The sequence below is a fragment of the Exiguobacterium sp. USCH10 genome, assembly GCF_037619445.1.
GTDB classification, from domain to species: domain Bacteria; phylum Bacillota; class Bacilli; order Exiguobacteriales; family Exiguobacteriaceae; genus Exiguobacterium; species Exiguobacterium aestuarii_A.
Window position 1 is genome coordinate 801,929 of the sequence record NZ_JAQPZO010000001.1, and the last position, 24,481, is coordinate 826,409.

The following is a 24,481-nucleotide window of genomic DNA, read 5'->3' on the forward strand; positions in this document are numbered from 1 at the left end:
ATCAGAAAAACGAGGGATACCATACATGATTACAGTAAATAACGTCAGCCTACAATTTGGCGGTCGCAAGTTGTTCGAAGACGTGAACATCAAGTTCACACCAGGCAACTGTTACGGATTGATCGGTGCGAACGGTGCCGGTAAATCGACATTCTTAAAGATTTTATCAGGTGAGCAAGATACGACGACGGGTGATGTCAGCATCACACCGGGTGAGCGTCTCGCGGTCCTCAAACAGGACCACTACGCGTATGAGGACAGTGCTGTTCTCGAGACCGTCATCATGGGTCACGAGCGTCTTTACAGCGTCATGAAAGAAAAAGACGCCATCTATATGAAAGAAGATTTCTCAGATGAAGACGGGATGCGCGCAGCTGAACTCGAAGGTGAATTCGCCGAGTTGAACGGTTGGGAAGCAGAGTCAGAAGCTTCGATGGTTCTTCAAGGTCTCGGGATCACAGAAGCGCTTCACCAGAAACAAATGAGCGAACTCACAGGTGGCGAGAAAGTCAAAGTCCTTCTTGCCCAAGCACTCTTCGGTAAGCCAGACATCTTGCTTTTGGACGAGCCGACCAACGGACTTGACCTCAAAGCAATTCAATGGTTAGAAGAGTTTTTAATCAACTTTGAAAACACAGTCATCGTCGTTTCCCACGACCGTCACTTCTTGAACAAAGTCTGTACACACATGGCAGACCTCGACTTCGGAAAAATCCAATTGTATGTCGGGAACTACGACTTCTGGTATGAGTCAAGCCAACTTGCTACACGTATGGCGGCAGATCAGAACAAGAAGAAAGAAGAGAAGATCAAAGAGCTTCAAAACTTCATCGCACGTTTCAGCTCGAACGCATCGAAAGCGCGTCAAGCGACGTCACGTAAGAAGTTGCTCGATAAGATCACACTCGACGACATTCGTCCGTCATCACGTCGTTATCCATTCGTCGGATTCACGATGGAACGCGAAATCGGGAACGATGTTCTCTATGTCGACAACGTTTCGAAAACGATTGATGGCGTAAAAGTGCTCGACAACGTCACGTTCTCACTTAACAAGACGGACAAAGTCGCATTCGTTGGTCGTTCTGACGTTGCGATCACGACACTCTTCAAAATTCTAATGGGTGAGATGGAACCAGATACAGGTTCGGTCAAATGGGGCGTGACGACGACTCAGTCGTACTTCCCGAAAGACAACTCGGAATACTTCGAGGGCTCGGAAAAGAGCATCCTCGACTGGTTGCGTCAGTTCTCACCAGCCGATGAGTCAGATACGTTCCTTCGTGGATTCCTTGGCCGCATGCTCTTCTCAGGCGAAGAAGTCATGAAGAAGGCGTCTGTCCTCTCAGGGGGAGAAAAAGTACGCTGCATGCTCTCGAAGATGATGCTCTCAAACTCGAATGTGCTCGTCCTCGACGATCCGACGAACCACTTGGACCTCGAATCGATCACAGCACTCAACAACGGTCTCGAGTCATTCAAAGGCGTACTCCTCTTCAGCTCACATGACCATCAGCTCATCTCGACGATTGCGACACGCATCATCGAAGTGACACCGAATGGCATCGTGGATAAAGAAGCAACTTACGATGAGTACTTGGAGAACGAAGCGCTCCAACAACAAGTTGAATCACTTTACCAAAATGCATAATAAAAATGATCGGCTCGCGTGAGCCGATCATTTTTATTTTACGTCTACCGTCTCCATCACGTGCTCATGAATGTCATGACCTTTCGTGACATGGACTTGAACGTTGTATGCGCCAGATTCAGCAAAGGTGTGCATCCCTTTGTACATCCCAGCATCTGCTTCCTCTAACTTCACCCACTCATGTTTCTCTGCCCCGTCTTGGAAGATTTCGAGTTGTACGTCTGCCCCCGCTAGCATCTCCTCTTCAATCATGACATGTACCATGAACGGCTGTTCCTCACCAGCTGTCGCCTCTTTCGGTTCGAGCGTGATGTCCGCTCCTGCATGGTGATGGTGGTCACTATCCTCTTCCGCTTCGGCAGCCGTTTCAGGATGTCCGACCGTAACGTTCGTCGTTGGCATCGTATGCATCGAACGCGCTGTCACGTGAACCTGGACCGTATAGACCGCTTCTTCAGCGAACGTCGTTTCCGCTTCATAGACACCATCTTTCGTGAGTGACGCCTTGATCATGTCACTTTCTTCCTTCGCACCGTTCTTCCATACTTCGAACTTGATTTCATCCGCATCGTCTACAGGTTGACCATCTTGCGTGACTGTTACAGATAACGGTACCGCTTCTCCTTTTTCTGCCGTCGCAGCAACCGTCAACTCTGCCTCTACTGGTTCCATCGATTGTGGAACAGCTGCGCTCTCCGCTTCCTTCTCCGTACCACACGCACCGAGTACGAACAACCCGATGAGCCCCAACACGACCCCAAACCGTGTCATCATCTTTTTCATCATAAGTCCTCCTTATAAATCGCTTACATCTTTCACACATTGTTCATGATACCATCTCTTTCCAAAAAGAGTGTGAGCATTCTGTGATATATCCCACGATACATTCTCACAAATTTCACACATATAGTTGAATCAAAATTTATTGAGTACATTTCCGAATTTTAGTCCATCATTTCTAAAAAGGGGTATATAAAATATATCAAGGTCAATCATTTGGAAAGTCTTAACATCAAGAGAGTTACATCATGAATGGAGGCGAATTCAGATGAAACGTAAGGTCATTCGTGGGGCGATGGCACTGTTCATCTTATTGGTGATGGTGATCACACAATCGATTTCCGTCAGTGCCGCCGCTTCAAAATTTGTCACGAGCGTGAACACGACGAGCAAGGTCGTCGCATTGACGTTCGATGACGGGGCAGACGGGGCGAACACGAACAAGATTTTAGACATTTTAGCAAAAAACAACGTCAAAGCCACTTTCTTTTTAACAGGATCCGGTGCAAACAACCATCCCCAATACATTAAAAACATCGCCGCAAAAGGGCATCAGCTCGGTAATCACTCATACACACACCCAGACTTCACGAAACTAACTGCCACTCAAATGAAACCCGAACTCGACCGCACGGAAGCTTTGATCAAGTCGTTGACCGGAAAAACGACAAAACCGATTTTCAGAGCCCCGTTCGGAGCCGTCAATAGTACTGTGTTGAACGGCGTCGGTGCTGCTGGCTATGGTTACACGATTCAATGGAACATCGATACGATTGACTGGAAAGGGTTGACCGCGAGTCAAATCAATACGAAAGTACAAACCAATATCAACCCGGGTTCAATCGTCTTGATGCATACAGGTGCGGGTGCACCGGGTACTCCACTTGCACTCCCAACGATGATTTCACAACTGAAAGCAAAAGGGTACCAATTCGTCACGGTCTCGCAATTACTCGCCTATCAAAACACGTCAACGAACAAAACGTATACTGTGAAGTCCGGTGACACGTTGTACAGCATCGCACGGACGTATGGCGTCACCGTATCCGCTTTAGCGGCAGCTAACAATATAACCAACTATAGCTTAATCTATGTCGGACAAGTGCTCATCATTCCAGGAACAACCGTCACTCCACCACCTACAACGACCTTGAAATACACCGTGAAGTCGGGCGACACGCTTTACAAGATTGCGACGATGTACAATACCACCGTCGCGAAAATTGCAGCCGCTAACAATATCACCAACGTCAACTCCATCACTGTCGGTCAGGTGCTCATCATTCCAGGAACAACCGTCACACCTCCACCTACAACGACCGTGAAATACACCGTAAAGTCGGACGACACACTGTATAAGATTGCGACGATGTACAATACGACCGTCGCGAAGATTGCCGCCGCCAATAACATCACGAACGTTAACCTCATCAGTGTCGGGCAAGTGTTGACCATTCCGAAATGAGTGAACCGTGAATCTTTTCCTCTACTTGTGACGTATCGTATGCAAACAGGAAAAGAGGAATCGCTATGACTCGAATCGCAATCCGCGTTAGTATCGCTGCACTCATCGGACTTGGTGTCTCCATTGCCACATTCTCGATTTTGATTTGGCTCGGTTATGAACAAGCACTCACATCCGGTGAACCAATCCAATTCTTCACTCGTGACATTTATCAATTCGAAAACGAGGTCGGGGTCGCCAATCAGAATCAGATGGCCATACTTGGTGCAGGTTTTATGGGAATCGCTATTCTCGTCGGAGAAATTGGGGCACGCCTCAAACAAAAATAACCGCTGCGCGTGCAGCGGTTATTTTTAGTGATGATGTCCACCATCGTGATCATGTGACTGAACTGTCGATTGTTCAATCTGGTCGATTTGGTCTTGCGGTACATCGCCGACAATCATCCATGCAGTTGGGGTATACACTTTCTGCCCTTCATGCACCATGCCGTTCACTTGATAGATTCCTTGATCGAGCTTCACGCTCGTTACGAGGTAGCCATCCCTTTCCGTCACTTCGTATGTCTGTGTGTCTTCGGTAGCATAAGGTGTGACTTGAATATGGCTTTCTGTCACGCGTTCGTCATTCGCTACTTTCATCGCAAGTGTCGTCGATCCGACTTCCACGCGTTCAGGTACTATCAATTGAATGCCAATCGGATCAATCGTACGTTCGATCGGTTGAAGTTGACATGCCCCTAACCAGATTGTCGCCATGATGACAGGAAAAACTGCTTTGAATCGTTTCATGCCGCCACCTCCGCTTTCAACTTCCGGCGTCCGATCAACCAATCGAATACGAGAACGATAAGGATGCTGATTCCCGCGAGCGGTAATGTCACACCGAGAAGTAAAATCGAGATACCAACGATTCGTTTGATCCGTTCGTCTTCGAACCGCTTCATCTGTTCGATGGATCCGACTTTTCGTTTGCGCCACATTACGAACGAGCTGATGACCACAAAAATGAGACCTATACAAAGCGCGACCCCAATCAATTGATTCAGTAATCCAAACAAGCGACCTTCATGGAAGGCGATGCCGACCGTAATCAGTTTTCCGAGAATCCCATAATCCGCATACGTTACAGAACTAAGTGTCTCACCGCTATATTGATCTAAGTTCACCGTTGCTTCTTTGAACGGGTGTCCTGCTGCCGATGTGACGGTATAGACGCCTGTTTCGCCTTCTGGAAGCGAGATCGTGTACGGTCGATTGATCGACGTATTGTTCACGACCTGCTTCAAGTCAATTGGCAACAGTGTACTTGGTGAAGATGCCGGTACAAGATCTGCTTGTGTTGCCCAAGGTACGTCTTCTGCCACATCTTTTGTGGTTACAGTTGATTCCGGTTTAGCGCCAAACGCATAGGCATACAGCGGTGCTCCCGTATTTGTCGACGAGGAGACCCACTGCAACATCGCTCCCGACACGGAGGACCAGGCAAGACCTGAACTAATGATGATGACGAGACCTAGCGATGACCATAAAGCGACGCTACCGTGCATTTGTTTCCACCATTGCCGACCTTTCCCGAGCTTCGGCATGAGCATCCGAACCGGATTTTTCCCACGTGGCCAGAATAAGAACGTTCCCGTAATGAGAAGAATAATGGCCCATGATGCCGCAAGCTCGACAATCCAGTTCCCGATTTGTCCGCCTAATAGTGTGCCATGAATCACAACCAACAAATCCATACTACTTTCAGCAGTTCGTGTCCCTAAAACTTCGGCAGTTTCTGGATGAATATATGTATACATCATCTCATCATTGTTCATCCAACCGATTCGAGTCGATTCATCTTCATTCGGCAATCGAATCGATGTGATTATCGCATCCGGATATTCTGTCATGAATGATTCCTTTTGGATTTCTATCGGCTGTTCTTCCGTGAAAGATGCCGTCATCATGTCTTTGTATTGCATCTTCGTGACTTGTGGTTCAAACAAATAAATGCTTCCTGTCACAGCCAAGATAATGAAAATCGGTGCAAATATAAGACCTGCATAAAAGTGCCAACGCCAAATCGCTTGATACCAAGCGTTGCGTTTGTTCAATCGTTCCCCTTGCATACCGCTTCCCCCTTATTTTTTGTGTCCAACTTGTGAACAGATTGAGTATACAAGGGATGGAAACGTTTTATTCTTACTATTTGTGACAACTATTCGTCGATATAGAGAAGTCAAAATGAACTTTAATTCATCTTTTTTTCACATATTTTAGGACTTACTCCACACATTTTCACATAAACAAAGAGACGCCAACAAATTGGCGTCTCCAAAGTGTGATTAATTTGTGAATTGCTCTGCTTCTGTCGAACCGGCGAGTGCAGTCGTTGATGATTGCCCACCTGAAATAACGAGTGAGACTTCATCGAAGTACCCCGTCCCGACTTCACGCTGATGACGTGTCGCCGTGTAACCATGTACTTCAGCCGCAAATTCTGCTTGTTGTAACTCCGAGTACGCAGCCATGCCACGGTCTTTGTATCCGCGTGCGAGCTCGAACATGCCGAAGTTGAGCGCGTGGAATCCAGCGAGTGTGACGAACTGGAACTTGTATCCCATTGCGCCGATTTCTTGTTGGAACGTCGCGATCTCTTCGTCTGACAACTTCTTCTTCCAGTTAAACGATGGCGAACAGTTGTAAGCGAGAAGTTTTCCTGGATACTTCGCATGAATCGCTTCGGCAAATTGACGTGCCTCTGCCAAATCTGGTTCAGACGTCTCACACCAGACGAGATCTGCATATGGTGCATAAGCAAGACCACGAGCGATGGCTTGCTCGATACCAGCTTCCGTACGATAGAAGCCTTCCGGTGTACGCTCTCCAATGATGAACGGGTGATCGATTGGATCGATGTCGCTCGTGATCAAGTTCGCCGCGTGCGCATCTGTCCGTGCTACGATGATTGTCGGGACACCCATGACGTCTGCCGCGAGCCGAGCCGAAATCAAGTTTTTCACAGCCGTCTGGGTTGGGAGTAACACCTTCCCACCAAGGTGACCACATTTCTTCTCAGACGAGAGCTGGTCTTCGAGGTGAACACCGGCAGCACCTGCTTCAATCATTGCCTTCGTCAATTCGAATACGTTGAGGACACCACCGAACCCCGCTTCCATATCCGCGACAATCGGTGCGAACCAATGCGTATCGCCTTTTCCTTCTGCCGTTTGAATTTGATCGGCACGTTGAAGCGCCTGGTTGATTCGTTTGACAACACTCGGAACCGAGTTGGCCGGATATAAACTTTGGTCCGGGTACATGTGACCTGACAGGTTAGCGTCTGCCGCTACTTGCCAACCGCTTAAGTAGATGGCTTCGAGTCCTGCCTTCACTTGCTGAATGGCCTGGTTCCCTGTCAACGCGCCGAGCGCATGAACGTAGTCACGCTCATGCATCAATTGCCACAGGCGTTCCGCTCCTTTTGTCGCAAGCGTTTGTTCAATCACGATAGACCCTCGTAACTTCATGACGTCTTCTACAGAGTATGGACGTTCTACCCCTTCAAATCGTTCTGACTTCCAGCTGTTCACCAATTCTTCGCGTTGTTTCATCAACAAAACCTCCTGTATTATATTAATTTCATTAAATTTTCTTTGTTATATAACAGATAGTCCAAATCAAACAATTTAGTCGAGGTAAGCACAGCACTCCAATGCCGCTTTGAACGTCGAGTGCTCCATCCCGCAGCAACGACATACGTTCTCTTCGTCCCGATCTTCCGGTTTGCGGAAGACGACGACTTCATCGATCGGCTCTTTCATGATTTGGAGCGAGCCGTCGGCACGGTCCAAGACGAGGCGCATCAAGTCATTGCCATATACGAATGCTGTATTCGCAAGTGATGCTGTCGATTCTCCAGATACGATGCGGCGGACGACCCAACGTTCAATCAACTGTTCGCTTTCCATTTTTTTCGTTGTCATGATGAGGTTCCTCCTTTTAAATTGAACTCCACGGTTTGTCGCTTCATAAATTCACGGCGGCGGCGATGCAAGATTGGTTCCGTGTACCCGTTCGGCTGTTTCAACCCATGAAACACGAGTTCGTGAGCGGCTTGATAGGCGATTGACTGATCGACATTCGGTGTCATCGGTCGGTAATTCGGATCTGACTCGTTTTGCTCATCGACAACTTGCGCCATCCGATAAAGTGTGACCTCCACTTGATCTGCTGAACAGATGCCGTGATGCAGCCAGTTGGCCACGTGTTGGCTCGAAATCCGGAGTGTCGCTCGGTCTTCCATCAGTCCGATATGGTGAATATCCGGTACTTTCGAACAACCTACACCTTGTTCGACCCAACGAACGACGTATCCGAGCAATCCTTGTAAGTTGTTCTCGAGCTCTTCTTTAATTTCGTCTTGTGAATAGATGCGCGTCGCGAGCGGAATGTCGAGGAGCTGTTGTCGCTCATGTTTCGAATGAGGCTGCTTGATCAATTCTCGCTGTACATCAAAAGCATCGAGTTGATGATAGTGCATCGCATGGAGCGTCGCCGCTGTCGGCGAAGGCACCCATGCCGTCGTTGCCCCGGAGCGTACATGCGCAATTTTTTCACGCATCATGTCCCGCATCTGGTCAGGCATCGCCCACATCCCTTTTCCGATTTGTGCTTGATGATGGAACCCGCTCTCGAGACCAGTTGATACATTCAACCGTTCATATGCAGCGAGCCAAGGTGACGTCTTCATTTCTCCCTTTCGACGCATCGGTCCGAGTGTCATCGAGGAATGAATCTCGTCCCCCGTCCGGTCGAGGAATCCCGTGTTGATGAAAACGACCCGCTCTTTTACTTGAGCGATACAATTTTTCAAGTTGAGCGACGTTCGTCTCTCTTCATCCATCACGCCGACTTTTAACGTATGGCGTGGAAGTTCTAACAGATCTTCTACAGCGTCAAACAAGTCATTGGTGAATGCTACTTCTTCAGACCCGTGCATTTTTGGTTTGACGATATAGATCGATTCTTCCCGAGAGTTGAGGCGGCGATGTAGATGGCGACTCGCGATCAATGAAGTGAAGATGGCATCAACGATCCCCTCTGGTACCTCACGACCTTCTGCATCAAGGATCAAGTCCGTCGTCATCAAGTGTCCGACATTTCGAATGAATAAGAGTGCGCGTCCTGGGAGGACAACTTCCGCCCCACCTTTTCCAATCAAACGCTTATCTTCGTTTAAACGTCGAGAGAGTCGCTCCCCGTTCTTTTGGAACGAGGCTTCAAGCGTCCCATCCATCAAGCCGAGCCAATTACGATACAGATGAACTTTGTCTTCCGCACAAACGGCTGCGACCGAGTCTTCACAATCCACGATTGCGGATAGGGCTGATTCGAGCTCGATGTCCATCAGTCCAGCAGGATCGACTTTGCCGACCGGATGCTCGCGGTCAAATTGCAGTTCAACGTGTAAGGCATGGTGTCTGAGCATCAACGTCTTCAACTCGTTCGGTTCCCCGGTGTAACCGACGAAAGAATCATCTGCGAACGAATGCTCGTCATCCCCGATTACCGCATAAGCGACATCATCACGAACGACGTATTGCGTCACTTCCTTGTGCGACCCTGACGGTAGCGGGAACGTGTCATCTAGAAACTGTTTCGCCAACCGAATAACTTCATTACCGCGAACGGGATTATATCCTCGTCCCTTTTCCATACCGTCCGCCTCTTCAATCATATCTGTTCCATAAAGGGCGTCGTAGAGACTTCCCCATCTGGCATTGGCGGCGTTAAGTGCATATCTGGCATTGTCTAACGGTACGACGAGTTGCGGTCCCGCTTGATGCGCGATTTCACGATCGACACCCGAAACCTCGATGTTAAAATCTTCGACAATCGGTTCGATATAGCCGATTGACGTTAAAAATGTCTCATATTCGATTGGATCGACTTCTTCTTGGCGACTGTACCACTCCTGTAACAATCGCTCATATGTCATGCGCTGCTCCAGAAGTGTCTGATTCACTGGAATGAAACGCTCTAGAAGCGATTCAACGCCTTCCCAAAAAACGTTGATTTCCTGGGGTTCAAGTACGTTTTTATTCACAAATTCAACCAGCTTTTCATGAACATGATACGTATTTAGTCGTTCATAGTGTTCCAAGCGTTCACATCCTCCTTTAATAGTTGTTATATATCAGTTGATTACAATATAGACTATTATATAACAGTTTGACAACCCATTTCTTAAAACTTTTTATTTGAAATCTCGTCAGGATGGGTTTACTATACATTGTGTGACCCATCAATGATTGAGTCATCAATGATTTGAGGAGGCGATGTGCATGCGAGATTCCTGCTCGCTCCGTGATCAAATTCTCTATCACATCATCACCGTACAAAAAGAATTGGGGCAATTATTCGACTCTGAAATGGACGGGCTCAGCCTGAGTCGCTACGACATTTTAAGCAACCTGTATCACGTCGGTCCATTGCGACAGCGTGAATTGCAACAACGCGTCGATGTTGACCATGCCGCCATCACCCGACACCTGAAACAATTAGAGACACAAGGACTGATCACGCGGAGACGCTGTGAACAAGACAACCGTGTCATTTATGTCGAGTTGACAGACGATGGTCGTGAGCAAATTGCACATTGGACTGAGCAAAAAGAGTGCTTAACGGACCGACTTTTTGTCAACATGAAGGTAGAGGATCAACAACAGTTACTAGCATCCCTAACGATGTTACAAGATACTATTGACCATGAAAGGAAGACTACAATATGAACACTGCTACACAAAAAGACTTTATGGAGATTGTCAAAGGACGCCGCTCGATTCGTGTATACGATGAGAACGTCAAAATCTCAAAAGAAGAAATGACACAAATTCTTGAAGAAGCGACAACAGCTCCTTCATCACTTAACTTACAGCCATGGCGCTTCGTCGTCATCGATAGCGCAGAAGGAAAAGAAACACTCCTTCCACTCGCAAGTTTCAACAAACGCCAAGTGGAAACATCTTCATCTGTCATCGCCCTCTTCGCTGACTATCAAATGGCAGATTATACAGAAGAGATTTTCGATACAGCGGTAGAGCGTGGTATGATGCCGGCTGAGGTCCGCGACCGTCAAGTCGACATGATCAAAGGCATCTTCAAAGATGCACCGAAAGAAATGGTCAAAGACAGCATCATGCTCGATTCAGGTCTTGTTGCGATGCAACTCATGCTCGTCGCACGTGCGCACGGATATGACACAAACCCAATCGGCGGATACGACAAAGCGAACATTGCTGAAGCGTTCGGTCTCGACAAAGAACGTTACCTTCCAGTCATGCTTCTCTCAATCGGAAAAGCAGCAGAAGAAGGGTACCCGTCAGTTCGATTCCCAGTCGACCGCATCACAGACTGGAAATAATTCAAAAGGTTCAATCGCTGAGGCGATTGAACCTTTTTTTCATCCGATATATTTGACGACCTCGTTGAAGTCCCGGCGTGTTTTCGGTGCGAAATCACGCGCCCGATACCCAAATGCAACCATGACCGAAAGTGACCATTCGTCTCGTTCCATCACACCTTCTGAGATGAGCAACTCATCGATTTCTTCTTGATTGAACCCTTCAATCGGGCATGAATCGATTTCGATTTGTGCGGCAGCCGTCATCATATTTCCGAGCGGGATATATGTCTGACGCTTGATCCATTCTTGGAAGACACGCTCATCATCCAAGAGACGATAGTCGTTTTCCTGGAACTCCTGTACCCGTTTCACGCGTTGCGCGTATTCTTCTTCCGTCCGGCCCTGTACACCCGTCACGATATGACGAATGTAGTCCGCATCGTAACGCATGGCTTTCGGTGTTCTTGCGAGGATCAACACGAAGTGACTGGCAGTCAGTGCCTGACCTTGCGCTCCCCATGCATGATCTTTAATTTTTTGGAGCAAATCTTCCCGACGCACCACGACGAATTGCCATGGCTCGAATCCGAATGAACTCGGCGAAAGACGTCCCGTCTCTAAAATGAACTCCATGTCCTCTTCTTTGATTTTACGATCCGCATCGAATGCTTTCGTCGCTTGACGCCAACGATACGCTTCTAAAATGTCTTTCTTTTTCATCGTGTTCACTCCTCCATTACCAAGATGACTCCATCATATCAAACCGATAAATCAAAAATCGCTCATGAAGATTCTTCAGCGGCAATCTCACTGTTTGTACGTACTGAAAAGGCGTCTCGTCGTTCAAATAATGGAGGTACTCATCCGCCGGATAATATAGAATCACATCGACCGGGCGAGGATCTATTTCAACAGATTCGATGATGTTGACAATCACTTGGCGGAAGACGTTCACAGAGAACGGATTAAAGAAGTAGAATCGATTCGCATCCGATGGAATCGTGAATTCCTCCGCGAGTCCCTGTTCCAATTGAACACTTCCCCGATTACGATGTTTCTTCGTATAGCACACCCAATTCTGGAGTGCCTCCTCGTGAAATCCACCGTCCATCTCGACACCGATTGCCCGCACGCGAAACGTATACGCCAAATAAAACGGCAGACGTCCTTTGCCCGAACCGAAATCAACAATCGTATCTGTGGACTCTAACGGATAAGCGTCCCGAAGCAAATCGAGTGCCTCGTAAGGAGTCGGTTCATAACGGTGATATTCCGCCGAAGATGGAAATCCTTGCTGTAGTTTGGCCGTCTCGATCTGTAGGAGTTGTTCATATTGCTGTTCGTTCATGATGAACCTCTTTCTTGAATGGATTGGAAGAATGGATGCCGCTCCATTTCTCTCGTAAATGACGTCTGTTCCTGATAGGCGACATATAACAGATAGATTGGAACCACTAGTTTGAACCAACTCGGGAGAAGAATCACGCTCGTGACCCCGAGCGGAATGAGTCGAAACCATAGATTCCGATGACTCGGCGTCCTGAAATAGATGAGGATTGCCATCGTCCGCCTGACAGTGCCAAAGCGATTCGGTTTCGGTCGATATAGTGGACGTGTCCGCTCACTCGTCTTCTCGATGGCACCTGAGGTTGTCAGCAGGACTCGGTCGAATGAGGCACGCTCACGTTCCCCGATTTCAATCTCGCGACCGATATTCGGATGTTTCGACACCCATCCTTCCCCTACGTATAACGCAAATGTGACCATCATGCTTCCGATCAACACACCGAGTAACACCGACTCAATCAATAGCGCATACACGCCTACAAAAGCAATCAGCACGATCAATAATCGTTTCATGAGATGGACGTGTCGGAGGCGAAGTTGATACTGAATCCATGCATGGCACCAAGAGAGTAAGAAAAGCGCGGCTCCGAATGCGAGAATCGCGACAGTGGTCTTTCCCTCCACATGTAGAATCGGTGCGAATAATAGAAGATAGAATCCATATTGAATCAGGTGTTGAGTCATCTGATATGCAACAGAATACCATTTCAACTGTCGAATGAGATGACGATCTGCCACAAGGATGAGGTCGGCGCGTTCCACCCATACAAACATGCGGTCCTGCCACATCACCCATCCGAACAGGATTGCCCATAACAGGTAAGGCACATCACGCAACCAATCGATATTCCCTTCCCATACGAGCCAGTAAGAATATCCTGCCCATATGAGAAGAGGAATGACGCCGTATAAAAAAATCGTCCAGTCGACAATCAGTCGGACCGTCTTCCACTGTTGTTTCATATAACGGGAGACACGCATCCAAAACAATCGTTTCGCAATCATCGGAGCGCCACATCTTCCATCATATCGAACAAGGTCATCCCCTCTGTTTCGAGTGCTTCACGAATCTCTGCTTTCGTTCCACTCGCCAAGAGTTGCCCGTCATCAATCCATACGAACCGGTCACACAACCGCTCGGCCGTATCAAGAACGTGTGTGACTAGTAAAACAGCGGCTCCCCTCGTGCGCTCCGCTTCTAACAATCGAAGTAATTGGATGGTGGTCGTTGCATCTAATCCGATAAACGGTTCATCGACAATCAATACATGCGCTTCTTGAATGAGCGCCAATAAAATCATCGCTTTTTGTTTCATCCCTTTTGAAAAAGAGGAGAGATACCGGTCTGTCACATGATCGAGTCGGAAAAGCTGCAACAACTCCTTCGTCTTCTCCTTCGACTCGACACCCGTCAATTCTTGTACGAGCGCAATATGTTCCGATAATGTCAAATAATCGTAGTAAACCGGTTGCTCCGGGATGTACGCATAGCGTTCCATCTCGATTGTTCCTTTCATCCATGGAATCGTTCCTGTCAGACAGGCGATGGTGGTCGTTTTTCCCGCACCGTTCGACCCAATCACCCCTAAAATCTCACCTGACCGCACATCGAACAAAATGTCTTGAATGACTGGCTCGTTTACCTCATATCCTGCTTTGTCGATTGATACGATCATCTCATGTCCCCCTATCTCAAACGAAATCGAGCGTATTCTCCTTGATTATATTCCAGTATAACCCAAACAATCTAGACAATTGGGAAGCGCTCCGGTTGAAGCGGTTTCATGATGGAATACCCTTCATTATTTTTTTCTGAAGATTGAGTGCGATTCGTTTACTTTAGTGTGGTAACGTGGAATGATAATGATAACAACTCTTTAAAGTGAGGTGACGGCGTGTCTACCACGGAGTACGAACAAGCGACATCTATTTTGCATCACCTCTTTACCGCCTCTTCTTTTGTCGGAATCGATTTTGGTTCCGGTCCGAACCACCATCTTCTCTATTTCAGTCGTCATGGACTAGAATCATGGATCTCGATTGAGGGACCGTGGCACGTTCACGCTACACAAAGCACGTTTGACGAAGGTGAACAGCTCGAACAACTCATGCGGCTTCGTCGTGAGCGCATCCATCACGTACGACTCGGTGACGAACATCCCCATCTCGAACTCGAATTTGAATCTGGATCGCTTCTGTTCATCAATGGATTTCAAGAACAATTTGAATGTTGGCAAGCAGGTGACGCACGACCGCTCGGCGGAGACGCCTATCTGTTGGTCGCGATGCCGCAAGGTGAGCTCGCGATCTTTGCGGATGGAGACGACGAATGAGCACATGGTTGGAGATTGTCTTGTATATGTTGATTGCCGGGGGCGTTAGCCTCGCAATCATCTTATTGCGAAAGATTACGAAAGCATGAAAAAAGCGGCCGAGGCCGCTTTTTTAGTCGAACAAGATCCGCTGCATCCGCTCTGGCGCATCCAAATAGTCGCGCATGACCTTTACATGTTCCAGATCATCAAACGCTGTCGGAGTAAGCCCCGTCTCGACTTGCAAAATCATCGCACCTGGATACGACATCAAAATGGGTGAGTGACTCGCAATGATGAATTGACTGCCGGATTGTACGAGTTCATGCATGCGCGCGAGCATCGTCAGTTGGCGCATCGGTGACAATGCGGCCTCTGGCTCATCCAAAATGTAGAGACCGTCTCCACGAAATCGATGTAGCATGAGGGATAGAAACGCTTCACCGTGTGACTGTTCATGAAGGGAACGTCCGCCATATGATTCATAAAACCGTTCAGGATCACGTCCTGACTTTGCCATCTCATCCACATAACTCGATAGCTGGTATGCCGTTTCAGCACGTAAGAAAAAACCATCTTTCGGACGATACGGGCCTCGAATCGGACGAAGCGCTTCAAACAAGGAACTATGCGTCGACTCTGTTTCAAATTGGAAGGAAGGTGCCCCGCCTTCTGGATTGAAGCCCGCGGCTACAGCCATCCCTTCAATCAACGTCGATTTCCCACTTCCATTCTCTCCGACAAGAAACGTGACAGGATGATGAAACGAGAGTTCATCGAGTGTCTGAAAAATCGGTAACGTATAGGGATAGCCTGTCGAAAGGATTCGTTCCCTCTCTAACCGTACCCCACGCAAAAATAACCTCATGTCCATTCGATCCAAAATGTTGCCCCCTTCTCTGAATTAACCCCGTAAGCAAGCCCTTGTGCTTCAAGAAGTAGTTTCGTGATGGCGAGACCTAGACCATGTCCGTTCGAACGATCGCCCTTCACATACATATCCCAAATCGAATGCTGGATGGTAGGGTCAATTCCCTTCCCTTCATCGGTCACTTCTAATCGATTTGGCGTCAGTCTGATGGTGACGCGTCCCCCAGAAGGACTCGCTTCATACGCATTTCTCAAGAAGTTCGAGAGAACCCGTTCCATCGCTAGTCGATCGGCTTGAATCGTTACAGGTGCCAATTGTAAGTCGAGCGTCACGTCTTTTTGTCGGAACCACTCGGACATGCGTGAAGTCAGTCGACGAATCAATTCGTCTAGTTGAAGCGACTCTATTTCAAGCGGAATCGTACCCGACGACAATTTTGAATATTCGAGCATCTGGTTGACGAGTCGGTCAATCCGGTCCACTTCCTCGGTAATACTTTTCCCGGTCATCGAAATATCAGATGTCTCCACAACACCTAGCTCCAGCATCTCCGCCTCGTTCCGAACGATGGCGAGTGGTGTACGCACATCATGCGTCACCCCGGATATAAATGATTTTTGAAGCGCCTCTTTTTCTTGAAGCGATTCATTCATACGACCGACCGTGACGGTCAAATCTCCAATCTCGTCATTCGTCACATTCGGTAGAGTGATGTCGTGTCGTCCCTCCATGATCGATGCGGTCGCTTGCTTCAACTCCACGAGCGGCTGTGTGAGCCGACGACTCATCCAAAATGTGACGCCGATGGCAACCAACAGTGCCAGGATAAATCCACCTGCTAAGATGAGATAGATTTGCTGAAACTGTGGATTCGAGAACGGTACGGGGCTGTACGTCACGATTTGAATATCCCCTTCTTCTTGTAAATACGTCAAGAAGCGGGTGCCGTTTACACTCACTTCGTCCAGAACCGCTAAGTCATTCGGGTCGAGGTTGATCGGCATCATGCGATGCATCCGTCCACCACGTTCGAGCTCGACCCGTTGTCCGCCCTGAAATAGGAGCACATCTAGTTGACCTGGAATCCCACGACCTTCTTGAACGGCCTCATACACAATCGCCGCCTCGCGCTCCAATTGTGCATATGTTTCGTCTTCTGCGAAGCGCCCGATCAATAATGACGTGAGTCCGAAAGTTAAGAGTGCCATCACAGCAAGTGGTAGAACAGCCGTCCACAGTAATTTCTTCATCAACCGATTCATGACAGTCCCTCTAAGCGATAACCGACCCGGTGAACGGTCTTCAACTGTTCTTTTAGTGTGGGTGATTTATCACGTAATTGTTTAATATGCGTGTCGACCGTACGCGTATCTCCGACGAACGCGTAGTCCCATACGTCGTCGAGCAGGCGATTCCGGTCCAACGCCTCTCCGACGTGCTTCCATAGATACAAAAGTAGTTCATACTCCTTATTTGTCAGTCGAAGCGGATGACCGTTCTCTTGTACCATCCTCGATTTGATGTCGATGGTGAGCGCTCCGAATTGAATCAAATCGGTCTGTTTGACGAGACGTTTCAGACGAATCTCCAGCTCTTTCAAGACAATCGGTTTGACCAAATAGTCGTCTGCCCCGAGCTCCAATCCGAATACGCGATCATCTGCTTCACCTCGTGCCGTCGTCAAGATGATGGCAGGTGCGGGCTGTTGCGCTTTCAATGTCGGAATCAAGGTCCATCCTTCCCCGTCCGGTAAGCGAACATCCAATAAGACCGCATCAAACCGTTGGTGCAGCTGTTGTTTCGCCTCACTCAAGGTCATCGCCACGGTCACCTCAAACCCGGCATAGGTTAAAAAACGGGACATGCCGTCCGCCAGTTTTTGTTCATCTTCCACAACGAGTACGTTCATCTCCTATCGCCTCCACATCCATTATATCGCACACATCGAACGTCCCACCGTTTCCCAAAGACAATTTGCAGAAATCTTGCAACTCCCTCACAACTTCCGAAGCCTTCAGTTCTACACTTGAAGTAACAAAGGAGGAGATACACATGAAATCAACAAAACTTGCAATCGCCTTGGCGGGTCTTTTAGCCGTCTCGGGCACAGGCGTATATGCCGCGACGAATGACACGACGACAGATGAATCGACAACGACAGCATCCACCCAATGTGAACGCGGCGAGCGAGGTCCTGGTATGTTCGGTGATCGGGAAGCAGGTCATGCCGCTCTCATCGAGGCACTTGGACTGACGGAAGAAGAAGTGGATGCTGCTCGCGAAAACGGGCAATCACTTCCTGAGCTTGCAGAAGAAAAAGGGATCTCAATTGAAGCGTTCATCGATGCCATCATGACATCGCATGAAGAAAAACTGGCAACCGCTGTGGAGGAAGGAAACTTGACGCAAGAAGAAGCCGATCAAATCCTTGCGGATCACGAAGAACGTTTTGCCGATGTGACGAGTTATGATGATTTAGAAGATGCTCGAGGCATGCGTGGCGGACGTGAAGGTGGTCGCCATGGGCATGGGCACGGTCCACATCATGACGATTCATCCTCTTCAGATGACGATGCTTCAACAGAGGGCGACAGCAACGTAGAAAATCAAAGCAACAGCTTATAAGTCAAAAGGCAGCCACCGCAAGTGGCTGCCTTTTCATATGACGAGTAATAACAACGCATAACCCAACAATCCGATTAAAAACGCACCAAAACTACTTTCACGTTCAGCAGGCAACTCTTCTTTCATGACGTTCAAAATCACCCCTCCTGCTAAAAAGGCGACAACGATGGACAAGCCAAGTTCATTTACTTCTGCAAATGTACCGACTCCCCATCCTATAAGCACGGCAAGCGCTAAGAAGATGCGCCCTTGTCGATCGTAAAGTTGCTGATGATGCTGACGCAATCCTTGATCGACCGTGACAAAGTGTATGCCGAGCGCCACAAAGTAAAGGAACATCGTACCATTCGATTGAAACTCACTTTCTGCGAGTACATAACCGATGCTAAACGTATAAAGCGTGAACGAACCGATGTGAATCCAAAATACATACGGTTTTTGTTTGCGTTTATTCGCCGTCGCGAAACGTTCGAGTCCATAGAAGACAGCTAGTCCTAACATACTGATAATCAAGATATGGTTCTCAAGGGAAGCGAAGACGTTATTTCCAATCTCTCCTTCGAGTTCACGTTGATATTCATTTAACTCTGGCAACAGATGAAGAAATACATAAGCAACGGCAATCCCGCCAGCCACTGACAAAAAACGGCTCCTCGGCACTTCACGCACGTGAATGAGCTTTCCTGAAAAAAAGTGAATCACGGCAAAACCGAGTGCAAACCAAAAACTTAACTCGAACACATAAGCCCCTCCCAGATTAAGACTTCTCTTTATGTGCTCTTACCCTTTCATCGTATGCTACATTCATTTTCGGTTAGAGTGCTCTTGTTTCTTTCTTGCCCGAATCTCTTTCTCCACTCGTCGTAACGCTTTTTTCGATCCTCGTGCAAAGTCGTGCGCTTCCTTTCGTTCTTGATACGTCGTAAACAACGTATCCAAATCATAATCAGCCGGATAAAGTTCCGTTGCCCGTGCTTCTAACCGCACACGACGACTCGGCAACTCTATATACTCTGCATCCACAAACACTCGTACATGCCGACGCGATGCATCAAACGAATAAACAAGACCGACTTGATTCGTCTCGAGTAGACGAACACGGTCACCTTTTTCAAAACGCTCTGCTTCTTCAAGTGGTACCACTTCCACTTCTCGCGTTATTTTAGATTCATCGACTTTCGTAGTGTCATACGTTTTCTCGTTCATGTAACGAGATGCCTGTTTGAGAATCGCTTCCGGTAACTTCATCTTGCGAGCGATAAATAAGGCGTTGCTGTCGCCAGACTGCCCCATGAGCAGCCGGTATTTCGGTTCGAGCGTTTCCGGGTCAAACTGCATCGCAGCGTTCATGAAATCCGGATGCGCTTCAGAATACGATTTGATTTCTCCATAATGCGTCGACGCCACGACGATCGCGCCCCGTTTATATGCCGCTTCTAAAATGGCAATCGCAAGGGCGGCCCCTTCATTCGGTTCCGTTCCACTTCCGATTTCGTCGAATAACAAGAGCGACCGTTTTCCAGCGGTTTGCATGATTTTCGCGACATTGTGCATATGCGCCGAGAATGTACTGAGCGCCGACTCCAGATCCTGGTTATCTCCGATATCGACGAACACCTCATCGAATGTCGAGATGACCGTATCGGGATGGGCCGGAATATGCAGACCCGTCATCGTCATGAGACTGAGGAGTCCAATCGTTTTCAATACGACCGTCTTTCCGCCGGCGTTTGGTCCCGTGATAATCAAGCCGCGATAGTCCGTACCGATGGCAAAATCAAGTGGCACAGCGCTTTCTAAGAGCGGATGGCGTACTCGTTTCAATCGAATGCGCCCGGTCGCATTCACATGTGGTGTCACGCCATCAATCGACTGACTGTACTTTCCTTTGGCGAAGACCATATCGTACTGGGCGATGACGTCGAGCGTCGCCTCGATGTCAGGAAGAACTTCTGCCACGGCTCCCGTCAACGTCGCTAGTACTTGATACACTTCTACCGCTTCTTCCGTCCGTTTGACGACGAGTTCGGCGTTCAATTTTGAAATGGCTTCCGGTTCAATAAAGACCGTCGTACCGCGATTCGATGTGTCCACAATCGTACCCGCCACTTTATGCTTATATGAAGCTTTGATTGGAATGGTAAAGCGGTCCTGTTTTTTCGTGATGAATCCGTCTTGAATCATCTCGCGATTCGCGGCACTCTTCAAAAACTTGGCCAACCGCTCCTCGATGCGTCCTTCGAGAATGTCGACTTGTTTTCGAATTCGCTTCAACTCTTTTGACGCCTCATCGACGACCTGACCGGCTCGAATCGCTTGCGTGATGTCTTCTTCGAGTGTTCGCCATTCGCCCATTCCGGCAGCATATGCAGACAAAAGCGGTGCGAAAAATTCATGTTCAAGCATGAATCGCTTCAGCTTGCGCGCGCCTCGTAAAAATTCAGCGACTGCTTCAAGTTCTGTTGCCTCGAGTTGGATCCCTCGCTGTAGTTTCCCGATGATGGTTTCCATATCAGATACCCCGATGAATGGGACATGTGACGTCGCATCTAAAATCGCTCGTGCTTCAGACGTTTCCTGAAGACGTTTCTTCACCGTCGAAATATGGCTCGTCGGACGTTGCTGTCTGAGTAGTCGTCTTCCGAATCCGCTGATGCAGAAACGCTCTACTTTTGTCATCAATTCATTGTATTGTAATTTTTCAAATGTTTGTTCGTTCATGTGTCTCTCTCCTCAAATTGTAGAATCGAGATACCGCGCAAACAAAAAAGCGTCGGTCGATGACGACCAACGCAAAAAGACAGACCGGTGTCTGGCAGTTTTTGATGGGCGGTATCTGTAACGGAACATGACGGCATGACAAAAAGACGTGTCATCCGACATTTTTCAGTTCGTTAGGCAGATACAACCTCACTCATTAACATGCAACACCTTTCTTCAATAGATTCGCCCTTACTATACAACAGATTCGTCACCTTGTAAAATTTTAGAGAACGCTTTCAAAAAAAGACTTGTGTCTCAAATCCACACATGTTATGTTGAACGTGAAGAAACGAATAGCGATCACATGTGACTGATTCGATCAGGCATGGGGTAAGACGTACGGTGCATGCCACCCGTCTATACTCCATGCCTGTTTTGTTTTTCCTCGTTTTGCGTTAAGAAAGGATGTAGAAGATATGCTATGGAATAAGTTAATGAATCGACACAAACCGACACTGCACTCGCCAATGGAAGGAGACGTTATTCCACTCGATCAAGTAGCTGACCCGGTCTTCAGTGAAAAGATGATGGGAGATGGCATTGCCATCACACCAACAGACGGAGCAGTCGTCTCACCAGCTGACGGAGAGATCGTACAAATCGCTCCGACCAAGCACGCCATCGGTATTCGGACCGAGGATGGTGCTGAGATTTTGATTCACGTCGGGCTCGACACCGTCGAACTCGAAGGTCGACCGTTCGACCTCCGTGTAGATGTAGGTGACCACGTGAAAACAGGACAGCTGTTAATGACAGCCGACTTAACCCAAATCCATCAAGCTGGTAAAGACACGGTCACGCCAATGGTCGTGACGAATGGTGGCTCGCTTGCCCATCATTACGCCTTCACATTCACGAAGGAAGCCGTCCCGGGTAAGACGATTGTCGCCCGAGTGGAAGCGTGACTCCGGAACAAGGAGGACACATGATTAAGATCAAAAAGATTCTAAACAACAATGCGGTCATCGTCTCAGACGATGGGGAAGAAAAGATTGCGATTGGTCCTGGCGTCGCCTTTAAAAAGACGAAGAACGACATCGTGAATCCCCATAAAATTGAAAAATTGTTCATCATGCCGGAAAACGACAAGTTTCAACAGTTGTTGAGTCGAATCCCAGTTGAACACTTTACCGTTTCCGAGGACATTATTTCTTACGCAGAAAAACGGCTTGAGACATCGTTCAACGAACACATCCACATCGTCTTGACCGACCATATCTCATTTGCCATCGAGCGGGAGATGGATGGCATCTCGTTACGCAACAAACTGTTGAACGAGATTAAAATCCTTTATCGGAATGAATATGATATTGGACTATGGGCGATTGAACATATCGCAGAAAAATTGAACGTCCAAATGCCGAAAGACGAAGCCGCGTTCATCGCGCTTCATATCCATACGATGAAAGTGAAAGGAGGTGATTTACGCAAGACGGTCAAACAGACAACGATTGTCCGCGACATGATTCAATCGATTTCACGACGACTCGATGTATCCATTGAAGAAGATGACTTATCCTATCAACGATTATTAACACATTTACGGTTCGTCATGGATCGGGTCAACCATTACGATCATCACACGATTGATGAAGATATGCTCCGCATGATTCAGACGAAATTCACGTCTGCTTATGCGTGCGCATCTGATGTCGCAAAAGAAATGGAAGAGACATATGGCATCGTCTTGCCCGAGTCAGAACTTGGCTATATTACGCTCCACATTCAACGTCTACAAGATCAACACCACCAAAAAGGAGGAAATCAAAAATGATGAACTTTTTCCAACGTCTCGGACGTTCCCTCATGTTACCGGTTGCCGTACTTCCTGCTGCCGCGATTCTCATGGGGATTGGTTATTGGATTGACCCAGTCGGCTGGGGATCTGAAAACATTGCAGCTGCATTCTTAATTAAAGCGGGTGCGGCGATTATCGATAACATTCCAATTCTTTTCGCAGTCGGGGTCGCTCTCGGAATGGCTAAAAACCGCGATGGCTCTGCGGCACTCAGTGGACTCGTCGCCTTCTTGACCGTCACAACACTTCTCTCTGCTGGCACGGTCGCCTTATTCCAAGGTGTTGATGTTGAAGCCGTCAACCCAGCATTCGGGAAGATTGCCAATGCGTTCGTCGGGATTCTTTCTGGTCTCGTCGCTGCTTCGATGTACAACCGCTTTAGTCACGTCAAATTACCGGATGCCCTCGCGTTCTTTAGTGGGAAGCGTCTCGTTCCAATTATGACGGCATTCTCGATGATTCTCGTATCGGTCGCACTTTACTTCATCTGGCCGGTCGTTTACACAGGCCTCGTTGGATTTGGGGAATCGATTTCTAAACTTGGCGCATTCGGTGCCGGACTTTACGGATTCTTTAACCGTCTCTTGATCCCAACCGGACTTCACCACGCCCTCAACTCGGTCTTCTGGTTCGACGTTGCAGGGATTAACGACATCGGAAACTTCTGGTCGGGTGAAGGTGAGAAAGGTGTAACGGGAATGTACCAAGCAGGTTACTTCCCAATCATGATGTTCGGTCTTCCTGCCGCAGCACTTGCGATGTACCATACAGCGAAGACAAAACGTAAGAAACAAGCGGCTTCGCTTCTACTCGCAGCTGCATTCGCTTCATTCTTTACAGGGGTAACTGAACCACTCGAGTTCTCATTCATGTTCCTCGCACCAGTTCTTTACCTTGTACACGCAGTCCTTACAGGAATCTCGCTCTTTATCGCGGCAACGTTCCAGTGGACAGCCGGGTTCGGATTCAGTGCAGGATTGGTTGACTTCGTGTTGAGCTCGCGCTTGCCGCTTGCGAACCAACCATACATGTTACTCGTTCAAGGTCTTGTCTTTGCAGTCATCTACTACGCAATCTTCCGCTTCATGATTGTGAAGCTCAACTTGGCGACACCAGGTCGTGAACCGGATGAAGTTGTGGATGCAGTCGCAAGTGAAACGACAGACGGCGAAACGAAAGTGGCGCCGGTCGCATCTGCTTCAGGTAACGAATTCTCAGCGATGGCGAATATGATTTATGACGGTCTCGGCGGTGACAGCAACGTCACAGGAATCGAGTCTTGTATCACACGTCTACGTGTCGATGTGAAGGACATGGATACCGTCAATCAAGATCAAATCAAGAAAGCCGGCATCCCTGGCGTTAAAGTCGTCAGCCCGAATCACATTCAAGTCATCGTCGGCACAAACGTTCAGTTCGTCCTCGATGAGATTGAAAAAATCCGTAGCCACCGCGCCGTATAAACGTCGAAAGCCAC

Annotated in this window: 25 protein-coding genes; 10 read left to right on the forward strand and 15 right to left on the reverse strand. The window is 48.1% G+C overall.

The genetic code is table 11. From position 1 onward, the window contains the following. Positions 1–25 precede the first annotated feature (25 nt). The gene (locus PQI28_RS04120; RefSeq protein ID WP_214695756.1) at positions 26–1,651 is read left to right on the forward strand and encodes an ABC-F family ATP-binding cassette domain-containing protein; all 1,626 of its coding nucleotides are present in this window, start codon (positions 26–28) and stop codon (positions 1,649–1,651) included. A 33-nt stretch (positions 1,652–1,684) separates the two neighbouring features. Here the strand turns inward: PQI28_RS04120 and PQI28_RS04125 are convergent, their stop codons facing one another. After that, on the reverse strand, positions 1,685–2,434 hold the full coding sequence (locus PQI28_RS04125) for a FixH family protein (RefSeq protein ID WP_339962593.1): 750 nt from the start codon (positions 2,432–2,434) through the stop codon (positions 1,685–1,687). A gap of 265 nt (positions 2,435–2,699) precedes the next feature. Between PQI28_RS04125 and PQI28_RS04130 the strand changes: the two genes are divergently transcribed. Next, a complete protein-coding gene (locus tag PQI28_RS04130; RefSeq protein WP_339962594.1) occupies positions 2,700–3,896 on the forward strand; it encodes a LysM peptidoglycan-binding domain-containing protein in 1,197 nt (398 codons plus the stop codon). 65 nt (positions 3,897–3,961) lie between these two features. After that, a complete protein-coding gene (locus PQI28_RS04135; RefSeq protein WP_224862999.1) occupies positions 3,962–4,225 on the forward strand; it encodes an LlsX family protein in 264 nt (87 codons plus the stop codon). 24 nt (positions 4,226–4,249) lie between these two features. On the opposite strand, the gene PQI28_RS04140 is transcribed toward PQI28_RS04135, so the two are convergent. The 5 genes from PQI28_RS04140 to PQI28_RS04160 form a co-directional block, all read right to left on the reverse strand. After that, a complete protein-coding gene (locus tag PQI28_RS04140; RefSeq protein WP_224863002.1) occupies positions 4,250–4,687 on the reverse strand; it encodes a hypothetical protein in 438 nt (145 codons plus the stop codon). Then, positions 4,684–6,009 (reverse strand): PepSY-associated TM helix domain-containing protein, encoded by a 1,326-nt coding sequence (locus tag PQI28_RS04145; RefSeq protein ID WP_339962595.1) that lies wholly within the window; start codon positions 6,007–6,009, stop codon positions 4,684–4,686. The genes PQI28_RS04140 and PQI28_RS04145 overlap by 4 nt, the downstream gene beginning before the upstream one ends. A 216-nt stretch (positions 6,010–6,225) precedes the next feature. Beyond that, positions 6,226–7,494: an isocitrate lyase gene (aceA, locus tag PQI28_RS04150; RefSeq protein WP_214746768.1), complete on the reverse strand. Its 1,269-nt coding sequence runs from the start codon at positions 7,492–7,494 to the stop codon at positions 6,226–6,228. A gap of 75 nt (positions 7,495–7,569) precedes the next feature. After that, entirely contained in the window at positions 7,570–7,866 is a 297-nt protein-coding gene (locus tag PQI28_RS04155) for a hypothetical protein (RefSeq protein WP_015880380.1), read from the reverse strand. After that, complete coding sequence (locus PQI28_RS04160; protein ID WP_339962596.1) at positions 7,863–10,046, reverse strand: malate synthase G; 2,184 nt, start codon at positions 10,044–10,046, stop codon at positions 7,863–7,865. The genes PQI28_RS04155 and PQI28_RS04160 overlap by 4 nt, the downstream gene beginning before the upstream one ends. A 181-nt stretch (positions 10,047–10,227) precedes the next feature. On the opposite strand from PQI28_RS04160, the gene PQI28_RS04165 reads away from it, so the two are divergent. Both PQI28_RS04165 and PQI28_RS04170 read left to right on the forward strand, forming a co-directional pair. Further along, positions 10,228–10,674 carry a MarR family winged helix-turn-helix transcriptional regulator gene (locus PQI28_RS04165; RefSeq protein WP_078146066.1) on the forward strand — a complete coding sequence of 149 codons (447 nt, stop codon included), beginning with the start codon at positions 10,228–10,230 and terminating at the stop codon, positions 10,672–10,674. After that, positions 10,671–11,306, forward strand: a complete 636-nt coding sequence (locus tag PQI28_RS04170; protein WP_339962597.1) for a nitroreductase family protein — start codon at positions 10,671–10,673, stop codon at positions 11,304–11,306. Before PQI28_RS04165 ends, PQI28_RS04170 begins: the two co-directional genes overlap by 4 nt. Positions 11,307–11,345: 39 nt before the next feature. On the opposite strand, the gene PQI28_RS04175 is transcribed toward PQI28_RS04170, so the two are convergent. Genes PQI28_RS04175 through PQI28_RS04190 form a run of 4 tightly spaced genes read right to left on the reverse strand, consistent with a single transcriptional unit; the run spans position 11,346 to position 14,311 of the window. Then, on the reverse strand, positions 11,346–12,008 hold the full coding sequence (locus PQI28_RS04175) for an NAD(P)H-dependent oxidoreductase (protein WP_047795798.1): 663 nt from the start codon (positions 12,006–12,008) through the stop codon (positions 11,346–11,348). 16 nt (positions 12,009–12,024) lie between these two features. Then, a complete protein-coding gene (locus PQI28_RS04180) occupies positions 12,025–12,636 on the reverse strand; it encodes an SAM-dependent methyltransferase (protein WP_339962598.1) in 612 nt (203 codons plus the stop codon). Continuing rightward, complete coding sequence (locus PQI28_RS04185) at positions 12,633–13,640, reverse strand: ABC transporter permease (protein ID WP_339962599.1); 1,008 nt, start codon at positions 13,638–13,640, stop codon at positions 12,633–12,635. Before PQI28_RS04185 ends, PQI28_RS04180 begins: the two co-directional genes overlap by 4 nt. Next, positions 13,637–14,311 carry an ABC transporter ATP-binding protein gene (locus PQI28_RS04190; RefSeq protein WP_339962600.1) on the reverse strand — a complete coding sequence of 225 codons (675 nt, stop codon included), beginning with the start codon at positions 14,309–14,311 and terminating at the stop codon, positions 13,637–13,639. Before PQI28_RS04190 ends, PQI28_RS04185 begins: the two co-directional genes overlap by 4 nt. 219 nt (positions 14,312–14,530) lie before the next feature. Between PQI28_RS04190 and PQI28_RS04195 the strand changes: the two genes are divergently transcribed. After that, on the forward strand, positions 14,531–14,968 hold the full coding sequence (locus PQI28_RS04195; RefSeq protein ID WP_339962601.1) for a hypothetical protein: 438 nt from the start codon (positions 14,531–14,533) through the stop codon (positions 14,966–14,968). A 112-nt stretch (positions 14,969–15,080) separates the two neighbouring features. Here PQI28_RS04195 and PQI28_RS04200 read toward each other — a convergent pair whose 3' ends face one another. From PQI28_RS04200 to PQI28_RS04210, 3 genes are read right to left on the reverse strand one after another with little or no spacing between them, the layout of a single operon-like run. Further along, entirely contained in the window at positions 15,081–15,821 is a 741-nt protein-coding gene (locus tag PQI28_RS04200) for an AAA family ATPase (RefSeq protein ID WP_339962645.1), read from the reverse strand. Beyond that, positions 15,812–17,080, reverse strand: coding sequence for a sensor histidine kinase (locus PQI28_RS04205; RefSeq protein WP_339962602.1), 1,269 nt, complete (start codon positions 17,078–17,080; stop codon positions 15,812–15,814). The genes PQI28_RS04200 and PQI28_RS04205 overlap by 10 nt, the downstream gene beginning before the upstream one ends. Beyond that, the gene (locus PQI28_RS04210) at positions 17,077–17,727 is read right to left on the reverse strand and encodes a response regulator transcription factor (protein ID WP_214785532.1); all 651 of its coding nucleotides are present in this window, start codon (positions 17,725–17,727) and stop codon (positions 17,077–17,079) included. The genes PQI28_RS04205 and PQI28_RS04210 overlap by 4 nt, the downstream gene beginning before the upstream one ends. A 143-nt stretch (positions 17,728–17,870) precedes the next feature. Between PQI28_RS04210 and PQI28_RS04215 the strand changes: the two genes are divergently transcribed. Then, the gene (locus PQI28_RS04215) at positions 17,871–18,443 is read left to right on the forward strand and encodes a hypothetical protein (protein WP_339962603.1); all 573 of its coding nucleotides are present in this window, start codon (positions 17,871–17,873) and stop codon (positions 18,441–18,443) included. A 33-nt stretch (positions 18,444–18,476) separates the two neighbouring features. Here PQI28_RS04215 and PQI28_RS04220 read toward each other — a convergent pair whose 3' ends face one another. After that, entirely contained in the window at positions 18,477–19,184 is a 708-nt protein-coding gene (locus PQI28_RS04220) for a hypothetical protein (protein WP_083600206.1), read from the reverse strand. Positions 19,185–19,247: 63 nt separating this feature from the next. Continuing rightward, positions 19,248–21,164 carry an endonuclease MutS2 gene (locus tag PQI28_RS04225; protein WP_339962604.1) on the reverse strand — a complete coding sequence of 639 codons (1,917 nt, stop codon included), beginning with the start codon at positions 21,162–21,164 and terminating at the stop codon, positions 19,248–19,250. A gap of 458 nt (positions 21,165–21,622) precedes the next feature. On the opposite strand from PQI28_RS04225, the gene PQI28_RS04230 reads away from it, so the two are divergent. Genes PQI28_RS04230 through nagE form a run of 3 tightly spaced genes read left to right on the forward strand, consistent with a single transcriptional unit; the run spans position 21,623 to position 24,467 of the window. Beyond that, a complete protein-coding gene (locus tag PQI28_RS04230; protein WP_339962605.1) occupies positions 21,623–22,111 on the forward strand; it encodes a PTS sugar transporter subunit IIA in 489 nt (162 codons plus the stop codon). 20 nt (positions 22,112–22,131) lie between these two features. Continuing rightward, positions 22,132–22,980, forward strand: coding sequence for a PRD domain-containing protein (locus tag PQI28_RS04235; protein WP_339962606.1), 849 nt, complete (start codon positions 22,132–22,134; stop codon positions 22,978–22,980). Next, positions 22,977–24,467, forward strand: a complete 1,491-nt coding sequence (gene nagE / locus PQI28_RS04240) for an N-acetylglucosamine-specific PTS transporter subunit IIBC (protein ID WP_339962607.1) — start codon at positions 22,977–22,979, stop codon at positions 24,465–24,467. The genes PQI28_RS04235 and nagE overlap by 4 nt, the downstream gene beginning before the upstream one ends. The last annotated feature ends 14 nt before the right edge of the window (positions 24,468–24,481 follow it).